The 22,438-nt window shown below is 51.0% G+C and carries 20 protein-coding genes; 16 read left to right on the forward strand and 4 right to left on the reverse strand.

The genetic code is table 11. From position 1 onward, the window contains the following. The first annotated feature begins 151 nt into the window (after window positions 1-151). The gene (locus BZK40_RS12255; protein WP_003034591.1) at window positions 152-790 is read left to right on the forward strand and encodes an RpiB/LacA/LacB family sugar-phosphate isomerase; all 639 of its coding nucleotides are present in this window, start codon (window positions 152-154) and stop codon (window positions 788-790) included. Window positions 791-823: 33 nt separating this feature from the next. Here the strand turns inward: BZK40_RS12255 and BZK40_RS12260 are convergent, their stop codons facing one another. Next, the gene (locus tag BZK40_RS12260; protein WP_079934727.1) at window positions 824-2,245 is read right to left on the reverse strand and encodes an MFS transporter; all 1,422 of its coding nucleotides are present in this window, start codon (window positions 2,243-2,245) and stop codon (window positions 824-826) included. Between the two features lie 129 nt (window positions 2,246-2,374). On the opposite strand from BZK40_RS12260, the gene BZK40_RS12265 reads away from it, so the two are divergent. Further along, window positions 2,375-2,626 carry a DUF2766 family protein gene (locus BZK40_RS12265; protein ID WP_003034595.1) on the forward strand — a complete coding sequence of 84 codons (252 nt, stop codon included), beginning with the start codon at window positions 2,375-2,377 and terminating at the stop codon, window positions 2,624-2,626. Window positions 2,627-2,765: 139 nt separating this feature from the next. Here the strand turns inward: BZK40_RS12265 and BZK40_RS12270 are convergent, their stop codons facing one another. Continuing rightward, window positions 2,766-3,269 (reverse strand): non-heme ferritin-like protein, encoded by a 504-nt coding sequence (locus tag BZK40_RS12270; RefSeq protein WP_003034597.1) that lies wholly within the window; start codon window positions 3,267-3,269, stop codon window positions 2,766-2,768. Window positions 3,270-3,823: 554 nt separating this feature from the next. Here BZK40_RS12270 and BZK40_RS12275 point away from each other — a divergent pair. From BZK40_RS12275 to otsA, 6 genes are all read left to right on the forward strand, one after another. Continuing rightward, window positions 3,824-4,381 carry a DJ-1/PfpI family protein gene (locus BZK40_RS12275; RefSeq protein WP_079934728.1) on the forward strand — a complete coding sequence of 186 codons (558 nt, stop codon included), beginning with the start codon at window positions 3,824-3,826 and terminating at the stop codon, window positions 4,379-4,381. A gap of 318 nt (window positions 4,382-4,699) precedes the next feature. Further along, on the forward strand, window positions 4,700-5,689 hold the full coding sequence (locus BZK40_RS12285) for an arabinose ABC transporter substrate-binding protein (protein ID WP_003833897.1): 990 nt from the start codon (window positions 4,700-4,702) through the stop codon (window positions 5,687-5,689). 132 nt (window positions 5,690-5,821) lie between these two features. Continuing rightward, window positions 5,822-7,336: an arabinose ABC transporter ATP-binding protein AraG gene (gene araG / locus BZK40_RS12290; RefSeq protein ID WP_003839135.1), complete on the forward strand. Its 1,515-nt coding sequence runs from the start codon at window positions 5,822-5,824 to the stop codon at window positions 7,334-7,336. Between the two features lie 14 nt (window positions 7,337-7,350). Then, on the forward strand, window positions 7,351-8,337 hold the full coding sequence (araH, locus tag BZK40_RS12295) for an L-arabinose ABC transporter permease AraH (protein ID WP_008785075.1): 987 nt from the start codon (window positions 7,351-7,353) through the stop codon (window positions 8,335-8,337). A gap of 127 nt (window positions 8,338-8,464) precedes the next feature. Next, window positions 8,465-9,316: a trehalose-phosphatase gene (gene otsB / locus BZK40_RS12300; RefSeq protein WP_196239027.1), complete on the forward strand. Its 852-nt coding sequence runs from the start codon at window positions 8,465-8,467 to the stop codon at window positions 9,314-9,316. Next, window positions 9,291-10,712 carry an alpha,alpha-trehalose-phosphate synthase gene (gene otsA / locus BZK40_RS12305; protein WP_008785073.1) on the forward strand — a complete coding sequence of 474 codons (1,422 nt, stop codon included), beginning with the start codon at window positions 9,291-9,293 and terminating at the stop codon, window positions 10,710-10,712. Before otsB ends, otsA begins: the two co-directional genes overlap by 26 nt. Before the next feature lie 17 nt (window positions 10,713-10,729). Here otsA and uspC read toward each other — a convergent pair whose 3' ends face one another. Then, a complete protein-coding gene (uspC, locus tag BZK40_RS12310; protein WP_032943802.1) occupies window positions 10,730-11,158 on the reverse strand; it encodes a universal stress protein UspC in 429 nt (142 codons plus the stop codon). Window positions 11,159-11,951: 793 nt separating this feature from the next. On the opposite strand from uspC, the gene flhD reads away from it, so the two are divergent. The 6 genes from flhD to cheW all read left to right on the forward strand — a co-directional run bounded on the left by flhD (window position 11,952) and on the right by cheW (window position 17,377). Further along, window positions 11,952-12,293 (forward strand): flagellar transcriptional regulator FlhD, encoded by a 342-nt coding sequence (gene flhD, locus BZK40_RS12320; RefSeq protein WP_003034622.1) that lies wholly within the window; start codon window positions 11,952-11,954, stop codon window positions 12,291-12,293. Further along, a complete protein-coding gene (gene flhC, locus BZK40_RS12325; protein ID WP_008785071.1) occupies window positions 12,290-12,874 on the forward strand; it encodes a flagellar transcriptional regulator FlhC in 585 nt (194 codons plus the stop codon). The genes flhD and flhC overlap by 4 nt, the downstream gene beginning before the upstream one ends. 124 nt (window positions 12,875-12,998) lie before the next feature. Then, complete coding sequence (motA, locus tag BZK40_RS12330) at window positions 12,999-13,886, forward strand: flagellar motor stator protein MotA (RefSeq protein ID WP_003034628.1); 888 nt, start codon at window positions 12,999-13,001, stop codon at window positions 13,884-13,886. After that, a complete protein-coding gene (gene motB / locus BZK40_RS12335) occupies window positions 13,883-14,812 on the forward strand; it encodes a flagellar motor protein MotB (protein WP_003034631.1) in 930 nt (309 codons plus the stop codon). The genes motA and motB overlap by 4 nt, the downstream gene beginning before the upstream one ends. A gap of 4 nt (window positions 14,813-14,816) precedes the next feature. After that, a complete protein-coding gene (gene cheA / locus BZK40_RS12340; protein ID WP_057068897.1) occupies window positions 14,817-16,853 on the forward strand; it encodes a chemotaxis protein CheA in 2,037 nt (678 codons plus the stop codon). Between the two features lie 20 nt (window positions 16,854-16,873). Further along, complete coding sequence (gene cheW, locus BZK40_RS12345; RefSeq protein WP_003034638.1) at window positions 16,874-17,377, forward strand: chemotaxis protein CheW; 504 nt, start codon at window positions 16,874-16,876, stop codon at window positions 17,375-17,377. Between the two features lie 76 nt (window positions 17,378-17,453). On the opposite strand, the gene BZK40_RS12350 is transcribed toward cheW, so the two are convergent. Beyond that, on the reverse strand, window positions 17,454-18,713 hold the full coding sequence (locus BZK40_RS12350; protein WP_003833882.1) for a dicarboxylate/amino acid:cation symporter: 1,260 nt from the start codon (window positions 18,711-18,713) through the stop codon (window positions 17,454-17,456). A gap of 406 nt (window positions 18,714-19,119) precedes the next feature. Between BZK40_RS12350 and tar the strand changes: the two genes are divergently transcribed. Then, window positions 19,120-20,775: a methyl-accepting chemotaxis protein II gene (gene tar, locus BZK40_RS12355; RefSeq protein WP_079934729.1), complete on the forward strand. Its 1,656-nt coding sequence runs from the start codon at window positions 19,120-19,122 to the stop codon at window positions 20,773-20,775. A 43-nt stretch (window positions 20,776-20,818) separates the two neighbouring features. Next, on the forward strand, window positions 20,819-22,420 hold the full coding sequence (gene tap, locus BZK40_RS12360; RefSeq protein ID WP_079934730.1) for a methyl-accepting chemotaxis protein IV: 1,602 nt from the start codon (window positions 20,819-20,821) through the stop codon (window positions 22,418-22,420). The last annotated feature ends 18 nt before the right edge of the window (window positions 22,421-22,438 follow it).

Raw genomic sequence — 22,438 nt, forward strand, 5'->3', positions numbered from 1 at the left:
TAATTCTGAACTGTTCAGACAGGAATGTGAGCGCAACTTTGTTTTTTAAAACTAAATTTCATTAAATTTGAAAGTGCGATTGCAAAATAGTAATGTGGCTGAATGTTATGACTTTCAGCGGGCTACCGCAGCGCATTCAGGAGAGTACAGAATGAAAATTGCATTGATGATGGAAAACAGCCAGGCAAGCAAAAACGCCATCATCCATAACGAGCTTAAGGCCGTTGCGGATGAGAAAGGTTTTCCGGTCTATAACGTTGGGATGAGCGACGAAAATGATCATCATCTGACCTACATCCATTTAGGCATTATGGCCAGCATTCTGCTTAATTCCAAAGCTGTAGACTTTGTTGTTACAGGTTGCGGTACGGGCCAGGGGGCAATGATGTCACTGAATATCCATCCGGGTGTGGTGTGTGGTTATTGCCTTGATCCTGCAGATGCGTTCTTGTTCTCTCAGATCAACAACGGCAACGCGCTTTCTCTGGCATTCGCCAAAGGTTTTGGCTGGGGTGCTGAGCTGAATGTGCGCTATATGTTTGAAAAAGCGTTCACCGGGCGTAACGGTGAAGGCTACCCACCGGAGCGTAAAGAGCCGCAGGTGCGTAACGCCGGTATTCTGAATCAGGTGAAAGCGGCTGTGGTAAAAGAAAATTATCTGGACACGCTGCGCGCGATCGATCCTGAACTGGTGAAAACCGCTGTATCAGGCCCGCGCTTCCAGCAGTGCTTCTTTGAAAACTGCCAGGACAAAGCAATCGAAGCGTTTGTACGCGAGGTGATTGGCTAAATCCTGTTGGCCCGGCGGCGTTCACCCTCCGGGCTACCTGTTCCTGTTCGATACTGCGCTTCCTGCATCACGGGTGAGCCGCAGCGTATCCACCATACCTACCAGACAAATAATGGCAATAGCGACAAAGGCCAGCCGGAAACTGATCCCCGGAATATTGCCCAATGCCAGCTTTTCACTGACCACATCGCCAATGCGGATGCCAATAGCGGCTAAAGAAATGCCCAACCCCACCGCTAATTGTGTCGCCGTACTGAACAGCGTATTAGCGTAGCTCATTTGTGCCGCGGGGACGTCCGCGAAGGCAAGCGTGCTGACGCCGGTAAACTGAATTGAGCGGAACACACCGCCCAGATACAACACCAGCAAAATAACCCACACGGGGGTCTGCGGCGTAATTAATGCACAGGCCAGCAACGCCAAAACGTTAAGTGCACCGTTAATCAACAGCAGTTTCTTAAAGCCCAGCCAGCGTATCAACGGTGTGGTGGCAGGTTTAATCGTCAGGTTGCCGACAAATACCGCCAGTACCAGCGAGCCCGCGTGAAAAGCGTTCATGCCAAAACCTACCTGAAACATTAACGGCAGCAGAAACGGCACGGCGCTGATAGAGGCACGAAACAGCGATCCGCCATACATGGTGACGCGAAAAGTAGGCACGTTCATGGCATCAAGGCGAATCATTGGCCAGGCGGTGCGATGAAAATGATGCAGGGCAAACAGAAAGGTCACTGTTCCTAGCGCCAAAAGTCCGGCGGTCAGCCAGCCCTGAGGCTGTTGGGTTCCCAGTAACTCCATGGCATACACCAGGCTCACCATCGCAACAGAGGTTGCGATAAATCCCGTTATATCAAATGGGCGGCGCTCGTCGTCATGAATATCCGGGATAAAACGTAGCGCCAGCGCAATCGCCAGTATTCCGAGCGGTACATTAATGAAGAAGATCCAGCGCCAGTTGGCATAGCTGGTAATGAATCCGCCAAGGGGAGGGCCAATGATGGGTGCGACTAACGCGGGCCAGGTCAGGGTCGCAATAGCGGTGATCAACTGATGTTTAGGCGTGGTTCGCAATACCGCGAGTCGGCCAACCGGAACCATTAGCGCGCCACCTACACCCTGTAAGATTCGCATGGCGACAAAGCTCTCAAGGCTTTCGGACAAACCGCATAAAACCGAGGCGAGAGTAAATATCGCCAGTGCAAGGGTAAACACCTTTCGGGCGCCGAAGCGATCCGCAATCCACCCGCTGGCGGGGATCAGTACCGCGAGGGTGATCAGATAGGCACTGATACCTATGTTCAGATCAACTGCCTGCACGCCAAAACTTTTCGCCATGTCGGGCAGTGCGGTGGCAATCACCGTGCCGTCAATAAACTCCATAAAGAAAGCCCCGGCAACAAGTAATGCAGCCGGGGATAGACCGCGTTTGTTCTCAACCGCTAAATGTTCACTCATGTTGTGCTTGCCATCTCAAAAGAAACTGACTGGAACTATTTTTATTTTCAGCGCATTCGGAAGGCATGCGCGGCTATCGTTTCGTTCGTTGAATGGGTACTATGACGACCTTTCTATAAGGAGCTCACTATGTCCCAAACACTGAATGCCGATCAGGAACTGCTCTCGGACGTTGTTGCCTGTCAGCTGGTTATCAAGCAGATTCTGGATGTTCTTGATGTTATTGCCCCAGTAGAAGTTCGGGAGAAAATGTCCAGCCAGCTGAAAAGCATCGACTTTTCCAGCCATCCTGCAGGTGCCGATCCGGTCACTATGCGCGCAATACAAAAAGCGGTTGCCTTGATCGAGTTGAAATTCACGCCGCAGAATGAATCTCACTAAAATAAACCGTTGTTTCAGGTTTTAGAAAGGTTTTTTTGCGCCTCGCAGAATGAGAGGCGTGGGCGTAGAGAAAATTAAGCACCAGCCGGATAAGGTGCGTCGCATCGTTATCCGGCATTAACACGATGAAAATTGAAGATTAGTGATGTTGATAGTTCACGACGTTCAGCAGGTGCTTATCGGTTTGCGCCATGCACAGTCCCGCACGTTTAGCGCTGCGGACTTCATCAAGAATCGTCTGTAACAGCACGCCATCCTGCTGCTGCTCTTTTTCCAGATCGTGAAGAAAATCAATGGTTGTTGCATCATTCAAGGCTTCTGCTTCATTGGTTAAGCGTGATAGCTTGCTGTAACGCTGTTGGTATTCATCCAGCGTTTTCTGAAACAGTTCTTCAAGGGAAGTTAGTTCATCACCTGGAACATCGATAGCCTTGACGATAGGGTTAGCCCCGGCACTTTTCATAAAATTAAACATACGCATCATTTGAGTCACGTTACCTTGCGCCTGGGTGCGTAGAAAGGTTGCGGTGCCAGTCAGGCTGTGTTCGTAGCACCATTCACTGAGATGCAGGTAAAGATTCGATGCGTAGAACTCGAGGTTCATTTGCGTGTTAAGTTTATGAACAATTCCAACTGCAGCCATATCAATATCCTTATTTCCAGAAAGGGGGATGTACGTTACTAACGTCAGTGCAACGGGCTGCCGCTACACGTCACCTCTACGTACAATTAAAACTGTTAGCAGAATAAATCCGTTCCGCCGGTCCTTTAGTGATCACGAATTATATTCGCTCCCGATCAAGATTCAGCATAACTCCAGTCCCGGCATAAGAAAATCCTTAAATCTGCGTATTTATGATTTTTTACATATTGTCATAGCAATATTAGTGATTTTTCCGCTTGTGCATATAAATGCTGTGAATATAACAGATTGATATTTATAGCATTAAAGTGAAGTATTGATAATGAAATGATGTTTCATATCACGAAATGGAATTTCACAATCAGGTATTGTCTGTCGCCAGATGATTATCTGGTCTTCGGATGAAGAAATTTCACCATGGACCCGCGTCTGTGAACGCTATCTGCTGGCTAATTTTTTTGCGCCAGATCAGTTTTGTGGAAATTAATAAAGTTAAGCGCCTGAATGATTCGACATTTATTGTTTGGTGTATTTGGAAAAATCGAGGAGTGTGTATGAAAAAGGTTGCCGTGCTACTGGCACCTGGTTTTGAAGAGGCGGAAGCCATTGTGACCATTGATATTCTGCGCCGCCTGCAGATCGAAGTTGAAACACTGGCCTGCGCCGAGTCCCGTGCGGTGGTGAGCTACCATGACGTGCCGATGGTGACGGACAGCACGCTGGCTGCGCGTCAGACGGATCTTTATGATGCCGTTGTGTTACCCGGCGGGCCGCAGGGCAGCGTTAACCTTGCCGCCAGTGAGTCTGTCATCCAGTTTATCGCTCGCCATGACGAGGCAGGAAAACTCATTTGCCCGGTGTGTTCTGCGGCGGCGCGCGTGCTGGGCGGCAACGGCCTGCTGAAGGGGCGTCGCTATGTGTGTTCGGGAGATCTGTGGCAAAACGTCGCGGATGGGGAATATATTGATGCGCCGGTTGTTGAAGATGGCAACCTTATTAGCGGCAAAGGATTAGGGCATATTTTCGATTTTGCTTTCACGCTTTCAGCGCGTCTGCTGGAAGATGACATTCCGGTTCGCGATCACGCTGACCACATTTATTACAGATGGTAATCATTGTGCTCCCGAATGCTTCGGTATTCGGGAACAAGGATTCGTTGGCTGATGTTATGGACTAATCTGCTACCCCTCTTTTTTCCCGTCGACAAAACCGCGTTTTTTTATGTCATTTCCCGCTGAATTTATGTACGCAATTACTGTAATTCTGTGGTGTGATGCCGCTCTCTTATGGAGAATCAATTTCCCGCTAAAAATACTCTCAGCACTGGCATTGATCTTATCAATAAAAGGTAATGCCTTGTTTTACGTCCGAATTACAAAAAATCGTCTGATTTTACCCTACATAAAAGAACGTTAAAGCTGGAGTTAACCATGCACAAATTCACTAAAGCGCTGGCTGCCATCGGTCTGGCGGCCATTATGTCACAATCCGCTATCGCTGAATCCATGAAGCTCGGTTTCCTGGTCAAACAGCCGGAAGAACCGTGGTTCCAGACTGAATGGAAATTTGCCGATAAAGCCGGTAAAGACCTTGGTTTTGAGGTGATTAAAATTGCCGTTCCGGATGGTGAGAAAACCCTTAACGCCATCGACAGCCTGGCTGCAAGTGGAGCAAAAGGGTTTGTGATTTGTACGCCAGACCCAAAACTGGGGCCAGCCATTATGGCTAAGGCGCGCGGCTACGATATGAAAGTCATTGCCGTCGACGACCAGTTTGCCAACGCCAAAGGTAAGCCGATGGATACCGTGCCACTGGTGATGATGGCGGCAACCAAAATTGGTGAGCGCCAGGGCCAGGAGCTGTACAAGGAGATGCAAAAACGCGGTTGGGATGTGAAATCCACCGCCGTAATGGCCATTACCGCCAACGAACTGGATACCGCACGTCGTCGTACTTCTGGTTCAATGGAAGCGCTTAAAGCCGCAGGCTTCCCGGAAAAACAGATTTACCAGGTCCCAACAAAATCGAATGACATCCCCGGCGCATTCGACGCCGCCAACTCCATGCTGGTTCAGCATCCTGAAGTCAAAAACTGGCTGATTGTCGGCATGAACGACAACACCGTGCTGGGTGGCGTACGTGCGACCGAAGGGCAGGGCTTCAAAGCACCAAACGTGATTGGTATCGGGATCAACGGCGTTGACGCGGTGAGCGAACTGTCAAAAGGCGAAGCGACCGGGTTTTACGGTTCACTGCTGCCAAGCCCGGACGTGCACGGCTACAAATCCAGTGAAATGCTCTACAACTGGGTAACGAAAGGTGCAGAGCCACCGGCATTCACTGAAGTGACAGATGTGGTGCTGATTACCCGCGATAACTTCAAAGAAGAGCTGGCGAAGAAAGGCTTAGGCGGTAAGTAACAGAAGTGCTGCGATGTTGTAGGCCGGATAAGGCGAAGCCGCCATCCGGCGCAATGCCCGGTGGCACTGTGCTTACCGGGCCTACGTCCGGCGGTTTTCCTGGCCGGTAAAATCCTGACTCACGGAGACGTTATGCAACAGTCTACCCCGTATCTCTCATTTCGCGGCATTGGCAAAACGTTCCCGGGCGTTAAGGCGCTGACGGATATCAGTTTCGACTGCTATGCCGGACAGGTGCATGCGCTGATGGGCGAAAATGGCGCCGGGAAATCAACACTCTTAAAAATTCTCAGCGGTAACTATGCGCCAACAACGGGATCTCTGACGATCCGCGGACAGGAAGTTTCGTTCGCGGATACCACTGCCGCACTCAACGCCGGTGTCGCCATTATTTATCAGGAACTGCATCTCGTCCCGGAAATGACCGTTGCCGAGAATATTTACTTAGGGCAGTTACCGCACAAAGGCGGGATTGTGAACCGCTCGCTGCTGAACTATGAAGCAGGAATCCAGTTGAAGCATCTGGGGATGGATATCGATCCCGATACCCCACTGAAATACCTCTCCATTGGCCAGTGGCAGATGGTGGAGATTGCAAAAGCGCTGGCGCGAAACGCCAAAATTATCGCCTTTGATGAACCAACCAGCTCCCTGTCGGCTCGCGAGATTGAGAATCTGTTTCGCGTCATCCGTGAGCTGCGCAACGAAGGACGCATCATTCTGTACGTTTCACACCGTATGGAGGAGATTTTTGCTCTCAGCGATGCCATCACCGTGTTTAAAGATGGTCATTACGTCAAAACGTTCACGGACATGCAGCAGGTCGATCACGATGCGCTGGTGCAGGCGATGGTCGGGCGCGACCTCGGGGATATCTATGGCTGGAAATCCAGACCGTATGGCACAGAGCGTCTGCGGCTGCATGAAGTCAAAGCTCCAGGCGTGCGTACGCCAATCAGCTTATCCGTGCGAAGCGGTGAAATTGTCGGGCTGTTTGGCCTGGTGGGGGCCGGACGTAGCGAATTAATGAAAGGGCTGTTCGGCGGTACGCGTATCACGGCGGGCCAGGTATTTATTGATGAACAGCCTATCGATATCCGTAAACCAAGCCATGCCATTGAAGCGGGGATGATGCTGTGCCCGGAGGATCGCAAAGCTGAAGGGATCATTCCGGTCCATTCAGTGCGCAACAACATCAACATTAGTGCACGGCGTAAGCATGTTCTGGGGGGATGCGTGATCAACAACGGCTGGGAAGAGACCAATGCCGATCACCATATTCGTTCACTCAACATCAAAACGCCGGGAGCAGAGCAACTGATCATGAACCTCTCCGGCGGTAATCAACAGAAGGCTATTCTCGGTCGTTGGTTATCGGAAGAGATGAAAGTGATTTTGTTGGATGAGCCTACACGCGGCATTGATGTGGGCGCCAAGCATGAAATTTACAACGTGATTTATGCCCTCGCAGCGCGCGGTGTGGCCGTGTTGTTTGCTTCCAGTGACCTGCCAGAAGTGCTCGGTGTCGCCGACCGTATTGTGGTGATGAGAGAAGGCGAAATTGCCGGTGAGTTACTTCATGAACAGGCGGATGAGCGCCAGGCGTTGAGCCTTGCTATGCCTAAAGTCAGCCAGGCTGTAGCCTGAATAAGGAGAGTATGATGTCTTCCGTTTCTACATCGGGTTCTGGCGCAACGAAGTCGGCGCTAAATCTGGGCCGCATTTGGGACCAATACGGCATGCTGGTGGTGTTCGCCGTGCTGTTCCTGGTTTGTTCCCTCTTTGTGCCAAACTTTGCGACTTTCATCAACATGAAGGGGTTAGGGCTGGCGGTATCAATGTCGGGTATGGTTGCCTGCGGGATGCTGTTTTGTCTGGCATCCGGTGATTTCGACCTGTCTGTCGCGTCTGTAATTGCCTGTGCTGGTGTTACCACTGCCGTAGTCATTAACATGACCGAAAGTCTGTGGATTGGCGTGGCTGCCGGGCTGCTGCTCGGTATTCTGTGTGGTCTGGTGAATGGGTTCGTGATTGCGCGGTTAAAAATTAACGCCCTGATCACTACTCTTGCGACAATGCAGATTGTACGTGGTCTGGCCTATATTATCTCCGACGGTAAGGCAGTCGGGATTGAAGACGAGCGTTTCTTCACACTCGGCTATGCTAACTGGTTTGGTCTGCCGGCACCTATCTGGATCACGGTCGTTTGTTTCATTGTCTTTGGCTTACTGCTGAACAAAACCACGTTTGGGCGTAATACGCTGGCCATTGGGGGCAATGAAGAGGCGGCGCGCCTGGCTGGGGTTCCGGTTGTTCGTACCAAGATTATTATCTTTATTCTTTCCGGTCTGGTATCCGCCATTGCCGGAATTATCCTCGCATCGCGTATGACCAGCGGCCAGCCAATGACCTCAATCGGTTATGAGTTGATCGTTATTTCGGCCTGCGTGTTAGGGGGCGTTTCGCTTAAAGGCGGCATCGGAAAAATCTCATATGTGGTGGCCGGGGTGTTGATCCTGGGGACGGTTGAGAATGCGATGAACCTGCTGAATATCTCTCCGTTCGCGCAGTATGTGGTACGTGGCCTCATCCTGCTGGCGGCGGTGATCTTCGACCGTTACAAGCAAAAAGCGAAGCGTACCGTTTGATGATTTAAACCCCAACTTTTTAGTCTAGCTTCTGCCCGTCGCCAGCCGCTACCCGGCTGGCGATTGTTTTTTCAAATGGCGAGCATGGTCACACTGTCTATACTTATATCCGTCATACATCATCTATATGCCGCGATCCGCGTGGCGTTCTGACCATGATGAGGAGGATAACCGGGTGACAGCATCACTGACTTTACCCCCTGAACAATCTGCAAACTGTGCTTACTTTTTTGATCTCGATGGGACACTTGCTGAGATTAAACCTTTTCCCGACCAGGTCGTTGTCCCGAAGACAATCCTGCAATGTCTACATCGGTTAGCGACGCAGAATGCGGATGCGCTGGCATTGATTTCAGGGCGCTCAATGGTTGAGCTTGACGCACTCACTACTCCGTTTCGTTTTCCGCTTGCCGGAGTGCATGGGGCAGAACGCCGTGACATCAATGGTCAAACGCACATAGTAAACCTGCCTGAAGGTATCGAACGTGAAGCCGGGGCGTTATTACACGCAGCGTTGGTGACGTTACCGGGGACAACACTTGAAACCAAAGGCATGGCCTTCGCGTTGCATTATCGCCAGGCACCCGAACACGAAGCGGCGCTGGTTACGCTGGCTGAACGCATCACGCGCAGATGGCCGCAGCTTGCTCTGCAGCACGGAAAATGTGTCGTGGAAATAAAGCCTAAGGGCAGTAATAAAGGCGACGCGATAGCTGCATTTATGCAGGAAGCGCCTTTTGCTGGCCGGATCCCTGTGTTTTTCGGTGATGATCTGACAGATGAAACAGGGTTTGCTGTAGTTAACCGCGCTGGCGGTATTTCTGTAAAGGTAGGGAGTGGGCCGACGCAGGCAACATGGCGTCTGGATGGTGTCAGGGATGTCTGGCACTGGCTGGAGAAAAATAACTCTTCGCAGCAAGAACCGAAAGCAACGAATAACAGAAGAGGTGGCTATGAGTCGTTTAGTCGTAGTATCTAATCGTATCGCCTCACCAGATGACAAAGGGAGCGCGGGTGGGCTCGCGGTCGGTGTACTGGGCGCGTTAAAAGCTGCTGGTGGTTTATGGTTTGGCTGGAGTGGTGATACAGGTAATGAGGATAAACCGTTAAAAAAGGTCACCCGTGGCAATATCACCTGGGCCTCGTTTAATTTGAGTGAGCAAGATTACGAAGAGTATTACTGCCAGTTTTCAAATGCGGTTTTATGGCCCGCGTTTCACTATCGACTGGATTTAGTTCAGTTTCAGCGCTCTGCCTGGGAAGGTTACCAACGGGTTAATGCCTTACTGGTAGATAAACTTCTGCCGTTGCTTGGCGATGACGACATTATTTGGGTTCATGATTACCATCTGTTGCCGTTTGCCTGCGAGCTACGTAAGCGCGGCGTGCGCAATCGCATCGGTTTTTTCCTGCATATTCCTTTTCCGACGCCGGAAATTTTTAATGCGCTCCCGCCACATCTGGCGCTGCTTGAGCAAATGTGTGATTTTGATTTGCTTGGTTTCCAGACCGAAAACGATCGTCAGGCTTTTCTGGACTGTCTCGCAGCCCAGACTCGGGTGTCCACACATAAAGATAAGCAGCACCTGGCATGGGGAAAAGCGTTTCGCACTCAGGTTTATCCCATCGGTATTGAACCGGATGAGATTGCTCGACAGGCGTCCGGTCCGCTGCCACCAAAATTGGCACAGCTAAAAGCGGAGCTTAAAAATGTGCAGAATATTTTCTCCGTGGAGCGTCTGGATTACTCCAAAGGCTTGCCGGAGCGCTTTCAGGCCTATGAGGCCTTACTGGAACATTATCCGCAGCACCACGGTAAAATTCGCTATACGCAGATAGCACCGACCTCGCGTGAAGAGGTGCAGGCCTATCAGGATATTCGCCACCAACTGGAAACAGAGGCTGGGCGAATCAACGGCAAATATGGGCAACTGGGCTGGACGCCGCTTTACTATCTGAACCAGTATTTTGATCGTAAATTGCTGATGAAGATCTTCCGCTACTCTGATGTAGGGTTGGTGACCCCGTTGCGCGATGGTATGAACCTGGTGGCGAAAGAGTTTGTGGCCGCACAGGATCCTGCTAACCCTGGCGTGCTGGTTTTATCGCAATTTGCCGGGGCGGCGAACGAGCTAACCTCCGCGCTTATTGTTAATCCTTATGACCGGGATGAAGTGGCAGGCGCATTAAACCAGGCGCTGACGATGCCACTTACCGAACGTATCTCGCGCCACGCTGAAATGCTTGAGACTATCGTTAAAAACGATATCGACAACTGGCAGGCGACGTTCATTTGCGATCTTAAAACGGTCACGCCGCGTCGGAGTCAATGCCAACTGCCAGACAATATCTCTTCCTGTTCTAAACTCGCATGAAGTCGTGGCACTGTGGATTAATCTCCAGCTAGCGGAACCAGAAGAACGTCCACCTGGCTGGTATGAATCACGCTTTTCGCTGAACAGGAAGCGCGCGAAAAAAAACTGTGGTTATGGTTGCCGTAAATGACCAGATCAATGGCGTGTTTGCGGCACACATCCAGGATATGTTCATTCAGAGCCCCATAGGTAATAAAGGTATGCTCAATGGGGTATTCTGCTTCTTTGCTAAGTTTGTCGATAAAATCCTGAGTCTCTTCCTGCATCACTTCACGCAGGTCTTCCAGCATGGGGGCAGCAAACTGGTTATACAGTTCGGGGTCTGAGACCAGCGTAATCAGGCTAATTCGGGCGTTGACAGGGCGAGCGATAGAAACCGCCTTGTCTAACAACTGCTGACTTTCAGGGGTGGCGGCAACAGCAACAAGAATGTGCGAATAGCTCATAACTCGCTCCTTTTTTTCAAGAATTATGAGAGGGCTTTTCAGCTTTACTCAGCTTACCCCATACTGCAACGTTTCCCGCCTCGATAGTGTGAATGTCATCATGATTATTCATTAATTATTCTTATAAATAGAATAATCTATTCATATTAGTTGCAGATATGTTCAGGTTACTTAAGTGAAACCCACTGCTAATGAAAACAATGTGTTAATAAAAATTAAACATATATTAACATTCGCAAGGTCGTCACATCGCGGTATTAATTAATCACTCTAAATATTTAACTTATTGTTTCTAAAGAATTTAATTAAAAAAGTTTTTTGAGTTAAATATGTGATCCAGCTCGCTATTTCACGGCGTGATATTAACGGATGTGAACAAAATACTATTCGGTTTTATTGCAAGAATATTCGTACATCAGGAATTGAAATAGATGATTGCGGATTAAAAAATAAGCAAAGTAAAAGCTGCGCTGATGGATTTATGTTAAGTGTTTGGCTGGTTTATGTGATCTTGATCACATATTCTTTAAATTCGCAGCATACCTCCGTTGTATGTGTAACTGACGGCGGGTAGAGTTGCGTCGAATTAGGAAAAATCTTAGACATTTGTAAGAATTGATGTGAGCTTGTAAGGGACGCTGCCTTCTTAAAAGGGAATGTTTAGACAACGCGTAAGTGTCGTCACGCTGCTATGTATTTGACCTTTTGCTTTTTTTTACCGGGCCTTCCCGGCGACATCACGGGGTGCGGTTTTACCGCATGAAAACAATGTTGGTTATTATGGATGCAAATAATGCATACATCCGAGTTGCTGAAACACATCTATGACATCAATTTGTCATATTTATTGCTTGCACAGCGTTTGATCGTTCAGGACAAAGCATCTGCGATGTTTCGCCTTGGTATCAGCGAGGAAATGGCGGACACGTTGGCAACATTAACACTTCCTCAAATGGTCAAACTGGCCGAAACAAACCAACTGGTATGTCATTTCCGTTTCGACGATCACCAGACTGTTACTCGCCTGACGCAAGACTCCCGCGTTGACGATCTTCAGCAAATTCATACTGGTATCATGCTTTCAACACGCCTGTTAAGCGACATCGATGATGCAGCACGTAAGAAAAGGGCTTGATGATGAGCGAAAAAAGCATTGTTCAGGAAGCGCGTGATATCCAGTTAGCAATGGAATTAATCACATTGGGCGCCCGTTTGCAAATGCTGGAAAGCGAAACGCAATTAAGCCGTGGTCGATTAATCAAGCTGTACAAAGAATTACGCGGTAGTCCTCCGCCAAAAGGGATGCTCCCGTTTTCCACCGACTGGTTTATGACGTGGGAACAAAATATTCATGCGTCGATGTTTTGCAATGCATGGCAATTCCTGCTCAAAACGGGTCTCTGTAGCGGCGTGGATGCCGTGATCAAGGCGTATCGGTTATATCTTGAGCAGTGTCCGCAGCCTGAAGAAGGGCCATTGTTGGCGTTAACCCGCGCGTGGACGCTGGTGCGATTTGTCGACAGCGGATTGCTGGAGTTGTCCCAATGCAATTGCTGCGGTGGGAATTTTATCACCCACGCACACCAACCCGCAGGCAGCTTTGCCTGTAGTTTATGCCAACCGCCATCACGGGCCGTAAAAAGACGTAAACTTTCCCAGAATGCTGCCGATATTATTCCACAACTGCTGGATGAACAGATCGAACAGGCTGTTTAACTGATACGGTGTGGATGAACACTCCAGCAGCGGTAAGCGATTACCGCTGCTTTTTTTTGTCCTGACCTTACGTTAATTGCCCGACTGCGCATCCTGTCATAGTCAATTGCGAAAGGATGATGTCGTGCTTATCTTATTAGGTTACCTGGTTGTTATTGGTACAGTTTTCGGCGGTTACATGATGACCGGCGGACACCTTGGGGCACTCTATCAACCGGCTGAGCTGGTGATTATCGGTGGTGCGGGTATTGGGGCATTCATCGTCGGCAATAACGGGAAAGCCATCAAAGGGACGATGAAAGCGATCCCGTTGCTTTTCCGTCGTTCGAAATACACCAAAGCGATGTATATGGATCTGCTGGCGCTCTTGTATCGCCTGATGGCCAAGTCACGTCAACAGGGCATGTTCTCGCTTGAACGCGACATCGAAAACCCAAAAGAAAGTGAAATCTTCGCCAGCTATCCGCGCATTCTTGCGGATGCCGTGATGCTTGATTTTATTGTCGATTATCTGCGACTGATCATCAGCGGCAACATGAATACGTTTGAGATTGAAGCGCTGATGGACGAAGAAATTGAGACTCATGAGAGCGAAGCCGAAGTTCCGGCGAATAGCCTGGCGATGGTTGGCGACTCGCTACCGGCATTCGGGATCGTCGCGGCCGTTATGGGTGTTGTGCATGCGCTGGCTTCTGCCGACCGCCCGGCAGCAGAGCTGGGTGCGTTGATTGCGCATGCGATGGTGGGAACATTCCTCGGTATTTTGCTGGCCTATGGATTTATTTCTCCGCTTGCCAGCGTTCTGCGCCAGAAAAGCGCTGAAACAACCAAAATGATGCAGTGCGTGAAGATAACGCTGCTCTCCAATCTGAATGGTTACGCGCCGCCGATTGCCGTTGAATTTGGTCGTAAGACATTGTACTCCAGCGAACGTCCTTCGTTTATCGAACTGGAAGAACATGTTCGTGCGGTGAGAAATCCAACTGCGCAACAGACGACCGAGGACGCATGAAAAATCAGGCCCATCCCATTATCGTTGTAAAGCGACGCAAACATAAGAATCACGGTGGTGGGGCGCATGGCTCGTGGAAAATCGCCTACGCCGATTTTATGACCGCGATGATGGCCTTCTTTCTGGTGATGTGGCTCATTTCTATTTCCAGCCCTAAAGAATTGATCCAGATTGCCGAATATTTCCGTACACCGCTGGCCACCGCAGTGACCGGGGGAAATCGTATTTCGAATAGCCAAAGCCCGATTCCAGGCGGCGGGGATGATTACACCCAGCAGCAGGGCGAGGTGAACAAGCAGCCGAATATTGATGACCTGAGAAAACGTATGGAACAGAGCCGCTTGAGCAAACTTCGCGGCGATCTCGATCAACTGATTGAATCCGATCCCAAACTGCGAGCGCTGCGTCCGCATTTAAAGATTGATTTAGTTCAGGAAGGGCTGCGGATACAGATTATCGACAGTCAGAATCGACCGATGTTTAAGACCGGTAGCGCTGAAGTTGAGCCCTACATGCGCGATATCCTGCGCGCGATTGCTCCAGTGCTCAACGGGATCCCTAACCGGATCAGTCTTTCCGGTCACACGGATGATTACCCTTACGCGAATGGTGAGAAAGGGTACAGCAACTGGGAATTGTCTGCCGATCGCGCAAATGCATCGCGTCGCGAGCTGGTTAGCGGCGGTCTGGATGATGGAAAAGTATTACGTGTGGTAGGTATGGCCGCCACGATGCGTCTGAGCGATCGCGGTCCTGAAGACGCTATCAACCGCCGTATTAGCCTGCTGGTTCTCAATAAGCAGGCAGAAGAGGCCATTTTGCATGAAAACGCTGAAAGCCAGAATGAGCCGGTAAGTGTCTTACAACGGCCAGCGGAACTCCCGCCGGTAAGCGTTCCCACATCGCCACCAGCCAATCCGAGGTGATAGCGTGAGCATGGATATTAGCGATTTTTATCAGACATTTTTTGATGAAGCTGACGAACTGTTGGCTGATATGGAGCAACACCTGCTTGATTTGGTTCCTGAAGCCCCGGATTCCGAACAGCTGAATGCCATTTTTCGTGCAGCGCACTCGATTAAAGGCGGGGCGGGCACCTTCGGCTTTACCATTTTGCAGGAAACGACCCATCTGATGGAAAACCTGCTGGATGAAGCGCGGCGTGGCGAGATGCAGCTCAATGCCGACATTATCAACCTGTTTTTGGAAACGAAAGATATTATGCAGGAACAGCTCGACGCCTATAAAAGCTCAGTGGAGCCTGATGCCGACAGTTTTGAGTACATCTGCCAGGCGTTACGGCAGTTAGCGCTCGAAGCGAAAGGTGAAACCGCACCGGCAGTTGTCAATTCAGCAAAACTTAGCGTTGTTGACAGCGCCGCGATGCAGGAAGAGGCGGTTGCAAAGCCTGAACCCGCCAGTGAAGAGAGCAAAAAACGCATTACTCTCTCGCGCCTGAAAGCCAGCGAAGTGGATTTACTGGAAGAGGAACTGGGGAATCTGGCGACCTTAACCGATGTGGTAAAAGGAAGCGACACGTTATCAGCAACGCTTGATGGCAACCTGGCAGAAGATGACATCATCGCGGTGCTTTGCTTTGTCATTGAAGCTGACCAAATTGAATTCGAAACCGTCAGCGCAGCGCCTGTGGCAGTTGAAGCTGAAGAGGTGGCAGTTGTCACTGAACCGCAGCCGGTTGCTGTGGCACCTGCGGTGAAAGCTACCGCCAGTGAAGCACCACATAGCCGCGCGGAACGTGAAAAACCCGCCCGCGCCAGCGAGTCGACCAGTATCCGCGTAGCGGTTGAAAAGGTTGATCAGCTTATTAACCTGGTTGGCGAGTTGGTGATCACCCAGTCGATGCTGGCCCAGCGCTCTAACGAACTGGATCCTGTCAATCATGGCGATCTCATCACCAGTATGGGTCAGTTACAACGTAACGCCCGCGATTTGCAAGAGTCGGTGATGTCGATTCGTATGATGCCAATGGAGTACGTGTTCAGCCGTTTCCCTCGTCTGGTGCGCGATCTGGCCGGTAAGCTGGGTAAACAGGTCGAGCTGACGCAGGTAGGTAGCTCAACCGAACTCGATAAGAGCCTGATTGAACGCATCATCGATCCGTTGACGCACCTGGTGCGTAACAGCCTCGACCATGGTATCGAACTGCCGGAAAAACGCCTTGAATCCGGCAAAAGCCCAATCGGCAATCTGACGCTTTCCGCAGAGCATCAGGGCGGGAATATTTGTATTGAAGTGACCGATGATGGCGCTGGCCTGAACCGCGAACGTATCCTGGCTAAAGCTGTCTCTCAGGGCATGCCGATCCACGAAAACATGAGTGATGACGAAGTGGGTATGTTGATCTTCGCTCCAGGCTTTTCGACCGCCGAACAGGTGACGGATGTTTCCGGACGCGGCGTGGGTATGGATGTGGTGAAGCGAAATATCCAGGAGATGGGCGGCCATGTTGAGATCCAGTCTAAACAGGGACAGGGGACCACTATTCGCATTCTGCTGCCGCTGACGCTGGCGATCCTCGACGGGATGTCCGTGCGTGTGGCCGATGAGGTCTTCATTCTGCCACTGAATGCCGTTATGGAATCGCTGCAACCGCGCGAAGAAGATCTCCATCCGCTGGCCGGAGGAGAGCGCGTTCTGGAAGTGCGTGGCGAATATTTACCACTGGTTGAGTTGTGGAAAGTCTTTGAGGTTGAAGGCGCTAAAACTGAAGCGACTCAGGGCATAGTGGTCATTTTACAAAGTGCAGGGCGTCGCTATGCGCTGCTGGTCGATCAGTTAATTGGCCAACACCAGGTAGTGGTCAAAAACCTGGAAAGCAACTACCGCAAAGTGCCTGGTATTTCTGCTGCAACGATCCTCGGCGACGGCAGCGTCGCGCTGATTGTCGATGTCTCTGCATTGCAGGGGTTAAACCGCGAACAACGTGTGGCGATCACAGCCGCCTGATTGAGTGAGAAGGGAATTATATGACCGGTATGAGTAATGTAACTAAACTGGCCGGCGAACCGTCAGGTCAGGAATTCCTCGTGTTTACGCTGGGGGATGAAGAGTACGGTATCGATATCCTGAAAGTGCAGGAAATCCGTGGTTATGATCAGGTGACGCGCATCGCTAACACGCCTGCGTTTATCAAAGGCGTCACAAACCTGCGTGGTGTGATTGTGCCTATCGTCGACCTGCGCGTGAAATTTAGCCAGAGCGATGTGGATTACAATGAAAACACCGTGGTGATTGTGCTTAATCTGGGTCAGCGGGTGGTTGGAATTGTGGTAGATGGCGTCTCGGATGTGCTGTCGCTGACAACGGATCAAATCCGTCCGGCACCGGAGTTTGCGGTCACGCTGTCAACGGAATATTTGACGGGATTGGGTGCGCTGGGTGACCGGATGCTGATTCTGGTCAACATTGAGAAACTGCTGAACAGCGAAGAAATGGCGCTGCTGGATATTGCCGCTTCCCACGTCGCATAATCGCCATAACTCATCCGGCCTACAATGATTGCTGTTGCAGGCCGGATTAGCGTAGCGCATCCGGCAGATTTCCCTCTTACGCTTCCCGCTCAACCAGCTCCGGTTCTTCTTCCAGTAAACCTTCATCCTGGGCCAGCATCGCCGTTGCAATCCCGTTACCTAATACGTTGATTGCTGAACGTCCCATATCCAGGAAGTGGTCAATTCCCATCAGTAACAGGATCCCGGCGACCGGAATGTTAAAGCTCGGGATGGTTGCAGCCAGCACTACCAGTGCTGAACGCGGCACACCGGCAATCCCTTTGGACGCCAGCATCAGCGTCAGCATCAGGACGGTGATTTCTGCGAAGGAGAGGTGGATGTTATAGGCCTGCGCGATAAACATGGAGGCAAATGAACAATAGACCATAGAACCGACCAGGTTAAACGAATAACCGATAGGCAGCACGAATGACACGATGTTGGGTGAGCAGCCAAATTTAGTTAATTGCTCCAGCGTTTTCGGATAAGCGGCCTCAGAGCTGCTGGTGGTGAAGGCGACCAAAACCGGGTCTTTTAGCATGCTCACCAGGCGAAATACCTCTTTTTTCAGCATGACATAACCCACAGCCAGCAGAACCAGGCAGGTCAGCAAAATCGCCACATAGTAGCCGCCGATAAACGACGCATAGTTAAGCAGGATCCCCAGCCCCTGGGTGGAGATGACGGAAGAGATGGCGGCAAAAATAGCCAGCGGTGCAACGTACATCACGTAGCCGGTCACTTTCAGCATAATGTGGGAAACCACATCCAGCGCGGCAACCAGTGGAGCGTTAAATTTCTCACCAAGGGATGCGCCACCAATACCGAAGAACATTGAGAACACCACAATTTGCAGGATCTCATTGTTAGCCATCGCTTCGGCGATGCTGGTTGGAATGGTATGCGTCAGAAAACCTTTCAGGCTCATGCCGCCCACGGCCAGGCCGGTGTCGGTGGCTTCCAGCGGGATCGCCAGGTTCAACCCGCTGCCGGGTTGCTCAAGAGAAACCACAAACAGACCGACCAGGATAGACAATATAGAAGAGCTGATAAACCAGATCATCGCTTTGCCGCCCACGCGACCGATGGTGGACGTTTCTCCCAGGCGCATAATACCAACGGTCAGGGTGCTGAATACTAAAGGCGCGATCACCATTTTAATCAGGCGTAAAAAGATGTCGGTAAGAAGCGTAATGTTATCGGCCCAGGCGGTCACGACACCGGGGGAGGCATAAGAGTGGATCACCGCACCCGACAGGATCCCCGCCAGCATGAAGATCACGATAAACAACGTGAGTTTGTTTGCATTTGCCACTAAAAAGCCCTCAGTAAGGATTTAACATTTATTGATCGGTTACTCATTTTTTATACTTATTAAGTGGTAGCGAGGTATTCATCATATAAATTGGATTAAAGCGTAAACGGATACAACTTTTTTTAATTTTTTATCCATTTTGTTGTGGTATTTACGATGCGTATGTGTGATCTCAATCACATAAAAATGCGTATTTCGGCCATTCTGACCGTGCTCACCGATGAAAATAAATGTTATTTACATGATAATTATGGTGTTTTTATGTGAATGATTTGTGGTTGCTGCACACCCGTTTTATCTTCCCCTCGCCAGGCTTCACATCCCTTCAGGATTTCCTTTTCGCAAACGTAAAGTTATCTCAGCGAGTGCCGATAACGTTGATAACTCGTTTTCAGGAAGGTGCCTTATGTTTAACCGTATCCGCGTTGTCACAATGCTGATGATGGTGCTGGGGGTTTTCGCACTGCTACAGCTTGTTTCCGGTGGTCTGTTGTTTTCTTCATTGCAGCAGAATCAGCAAAGTTTTGTTATTTCTAACGATCTTCGACAGCAGCAAAGTGAACTCACCTCAACATGGGATCTGATGCTGCAGACACGAATCAATTTAAGCCGTTCTTCTGCGCGCATGATGATGGATGCGTCTAACCAGCAAAGCAGCGCAAAAAACGATCTGCTGAAGAATGCGAAAGCATCGCTGGCGCAGGCTGAAACGCATTACGCAAAATTTAAAAACATCACACCGTTGCCGGAAATGGCAGAAGCCAGCGGCAACGTTGAGGAAAAATATCAGCAGTACCATGCGGCCCTGGCAGAACTGGTTCAGTTTCTGGAAAGCGGCAATATGGACGCCTACTTCGCGCAGCCTACGCAGGGAATGCAAAACGCGCTCGGCGAGGCGCTGGGCAAGTACGCCAGCGTTAGCGAAAAGCTTTACGTCCAGGCATTTGATCAAAGCGCGCGGGATTACCATTTCGCCCAATGGCAGCTTGGCGTGCTGGCCGTGGTGCTAGTGCTGATTCTGGTGGTGGTCTGGTATGGCATCCGTCATACCTTGCTTAATCCTCTGTCCCGTGTCATTGCCCATATCCGGGAAATCGCCAGCGGTAACCTGACCGCAACTCTCGCCGTTAGTGGCCGTAACGAAATCGGCGAGCTGGCCAGTACGGTTGATCATATGCAGCGCTCGCTGACGGAAACTGTCACTCTGGTGCGTGAAGGCTCTGATGCGATTTATTCCGGTACCAGCGAAATTGCCAGCGGAAACACTGACCTTTCATCTCGTACGGAACAGCAGGCGTCTGCACTGGAAGAGACCGCAGCCAGCATGGAACAGCTGACCGCAACTGTGAAGCAAAACGCGGACAACGCGCGTCAGGCCTCGCAACTGGCAAAAAGCGCGTCCGATACCGCGCAGCATGGCGGCAAAGTGGTTGATAGCGTGGTGAACACCATGCACGAAATCGCCGATAGCTCGAAGAAAATCGCTGACATCATCAGCGTCATCGATGGTATTGCCTTTCAGACCAACATTCTCGCACTGAACGCGGCGGTTGAAGCAGCGCGTGCCGGTGAGCAAGGCCGCGGCTTTGCCGTGGTGGCGGGTGAAGTGCGTAATCTGGCAAGTCGCAGTGCGCAGGCGGCGAAAGAGATCAAAGCATTGATTGAAGATTCCGTTTCCCGGGTTGATACCGGTTCCGTACTGGTAGAAAGCGCCGGCGAAACAATGAACGATATCGTCAATGCCGTGACGCGGGTGACCGACATTATGGGCGAGATTGCCTCGGCATCTGACGAGCAAAGCCGGGGGATTGATCAGGTTGCGCTCGCGGTCTCTGAAATGGATCGCGTTACGCAGCAGAACGCCTCTTTGGTACAGGAGTCAGCTGCCGCAGCGGCCGCTCTTGAAGAACAGGCCAGTCGCTTAACGCAGTCGGTATCGACTTTCCGTCTTGCGTCACGTCCGGCCTCGACAAAACCACGCGATACACGATTACCAACAGCCCCGAGCGCATCCTATCCGCGCCAGAGCATTGAACAAGATACGAATTGGGAAACATTTTGACTGATAGTTAAACCGCGGCCAGTGCCGCCCAATGGGAGCGTTGATGTTTAATCGTATTCGAATTTCGACCACGCTGTTTTTGATTTTAATCCTCTGCGGTGTTTTGCAGATTGGCAGTAATGGCTTGTCCTTCTGGGCATTTCGGGACGGTTTTCAGAACCTGAATCAGGTCGAACGGAGTAATCAGCAACGCGCTGCGCTGGCCCAAACCCGCGCTGTGTTATTACAGGCCAGTACGGCCCTTAATAAGGCAGGGACGCTGACCGCCCTGAGCTATCCGCCAGAGGACATCAAAACGCTGATGACCCTCGCGCGCGATAGCCTGGCGCAGTCTGAATTGATGTTTAAACGCTTTATGGCGACGTCGGATTCGACGGAACAAGGCAAGGCGCTGTTAGGCGCAACTGAGAAAAATTTCAACCAGTGGCATAGCGCTCTCGCGCATCAAGCCACTTGGCTTGAAAACAATCAGTTGTCAGATTTTCTGACCGCGCCGGTGCAGGCGGCTCAAGATGCTTTTGATGCGAATGTGAATGCGTGGCAGAGCAACATCGACAGCGTGTTGCAAACGGCGGGGGAGCAGAGTCAGCGTAATTACCATATGTCGGGGGTGATTTTCGCCACCATGGTGGTACTGGCGGCACTGCTCACCAGCGGTGCGCTGTTCTGGTCGCGCAAGATGATCGTTCAGCCGCTGGCGATTATTGGCAGCCATTTCGACAGTATTGCCGCGGGGAACCTGGCACGACCGGTAGTGGTTTATGGGCGCAATGAGATCTCGGCCATTTTTGCCAGCCTGCAGAAGATGCAAAAGGCGTTACGCGAAACGGTCAGTGACGTTCGTCAGGGCAGCTCAGCCATGCATAGCGGTATTTCAGAAATTGCGATGGGCAATAACGATTTATCTTCGCGAACCGAACAGCAAGCGGCCGCTCTGGCGCAAACGGCGGCCAGCATGGAGCAACTGACCGCCACCGTCGGCCAGAACGCTGATAATGCGCGCCAGGCGTCAGGAATCGCCAAAAGTGCGGCAGACACAGCGCATAAAGGTGGCGAGCAGACGTCCCGGGTCGCCAGCACCATGCATGAGATTTCTGCCAGCTCGCAGAAAATCGGCGACATCATCGGCGTGATTGACAGCATTGCCTTCCAGACCAATATCCTGGCGTTGAATGCCGCGGTAGAGGCTGCCAGGGCGGGGGAGCAAGGGCGTGGTTTTGCCGTCGTCGCTGGTGAGGTGCGCAATCTGGCAAGCCGTAGCGCACAGGCGGCGAAAGAAATTAAGGGACTGATTGAGGAATCTGTCACCCGGGTGCATCAGGGCTCGCAGCTGGTGGATATGGCGTCGCGCACTATGACGGAAATAGTCAGTTCGGTGACCCGGGTTAACGACATCATGGGCGAGATTGCCTCGGCATCCGATGAACAGCGCAGAGGCATTGAGCAGGTGGCGCAGGCCGTCAGCCAGATGGACTCCGTGACGCAGCAAAACGCCGGTCTGGTGGAAGAAGCCGCATCCGCCGCCGGACAACTTGCCACGCAGGCCGATCATCTTTCTGCTTGTGTCGCATTTTTTAAACTTGAAGAGCAAACCGTAGCAAAACAAGAGTTGGCGCAGCCTCAGGTTGCGCCCGTTGTATCCTGAATGTGATTGAGAAGGCGC

It is taken from the genome of Citrobacter portucalensis (genome assembly GCF_002042885.1).
Lineage (GTDB): Bacteria > Pseudomonadota > Gammaproteobacteria > Enterobacterales > Enterobacteriaceae > Citrobacter > Citrobacter portucalensis.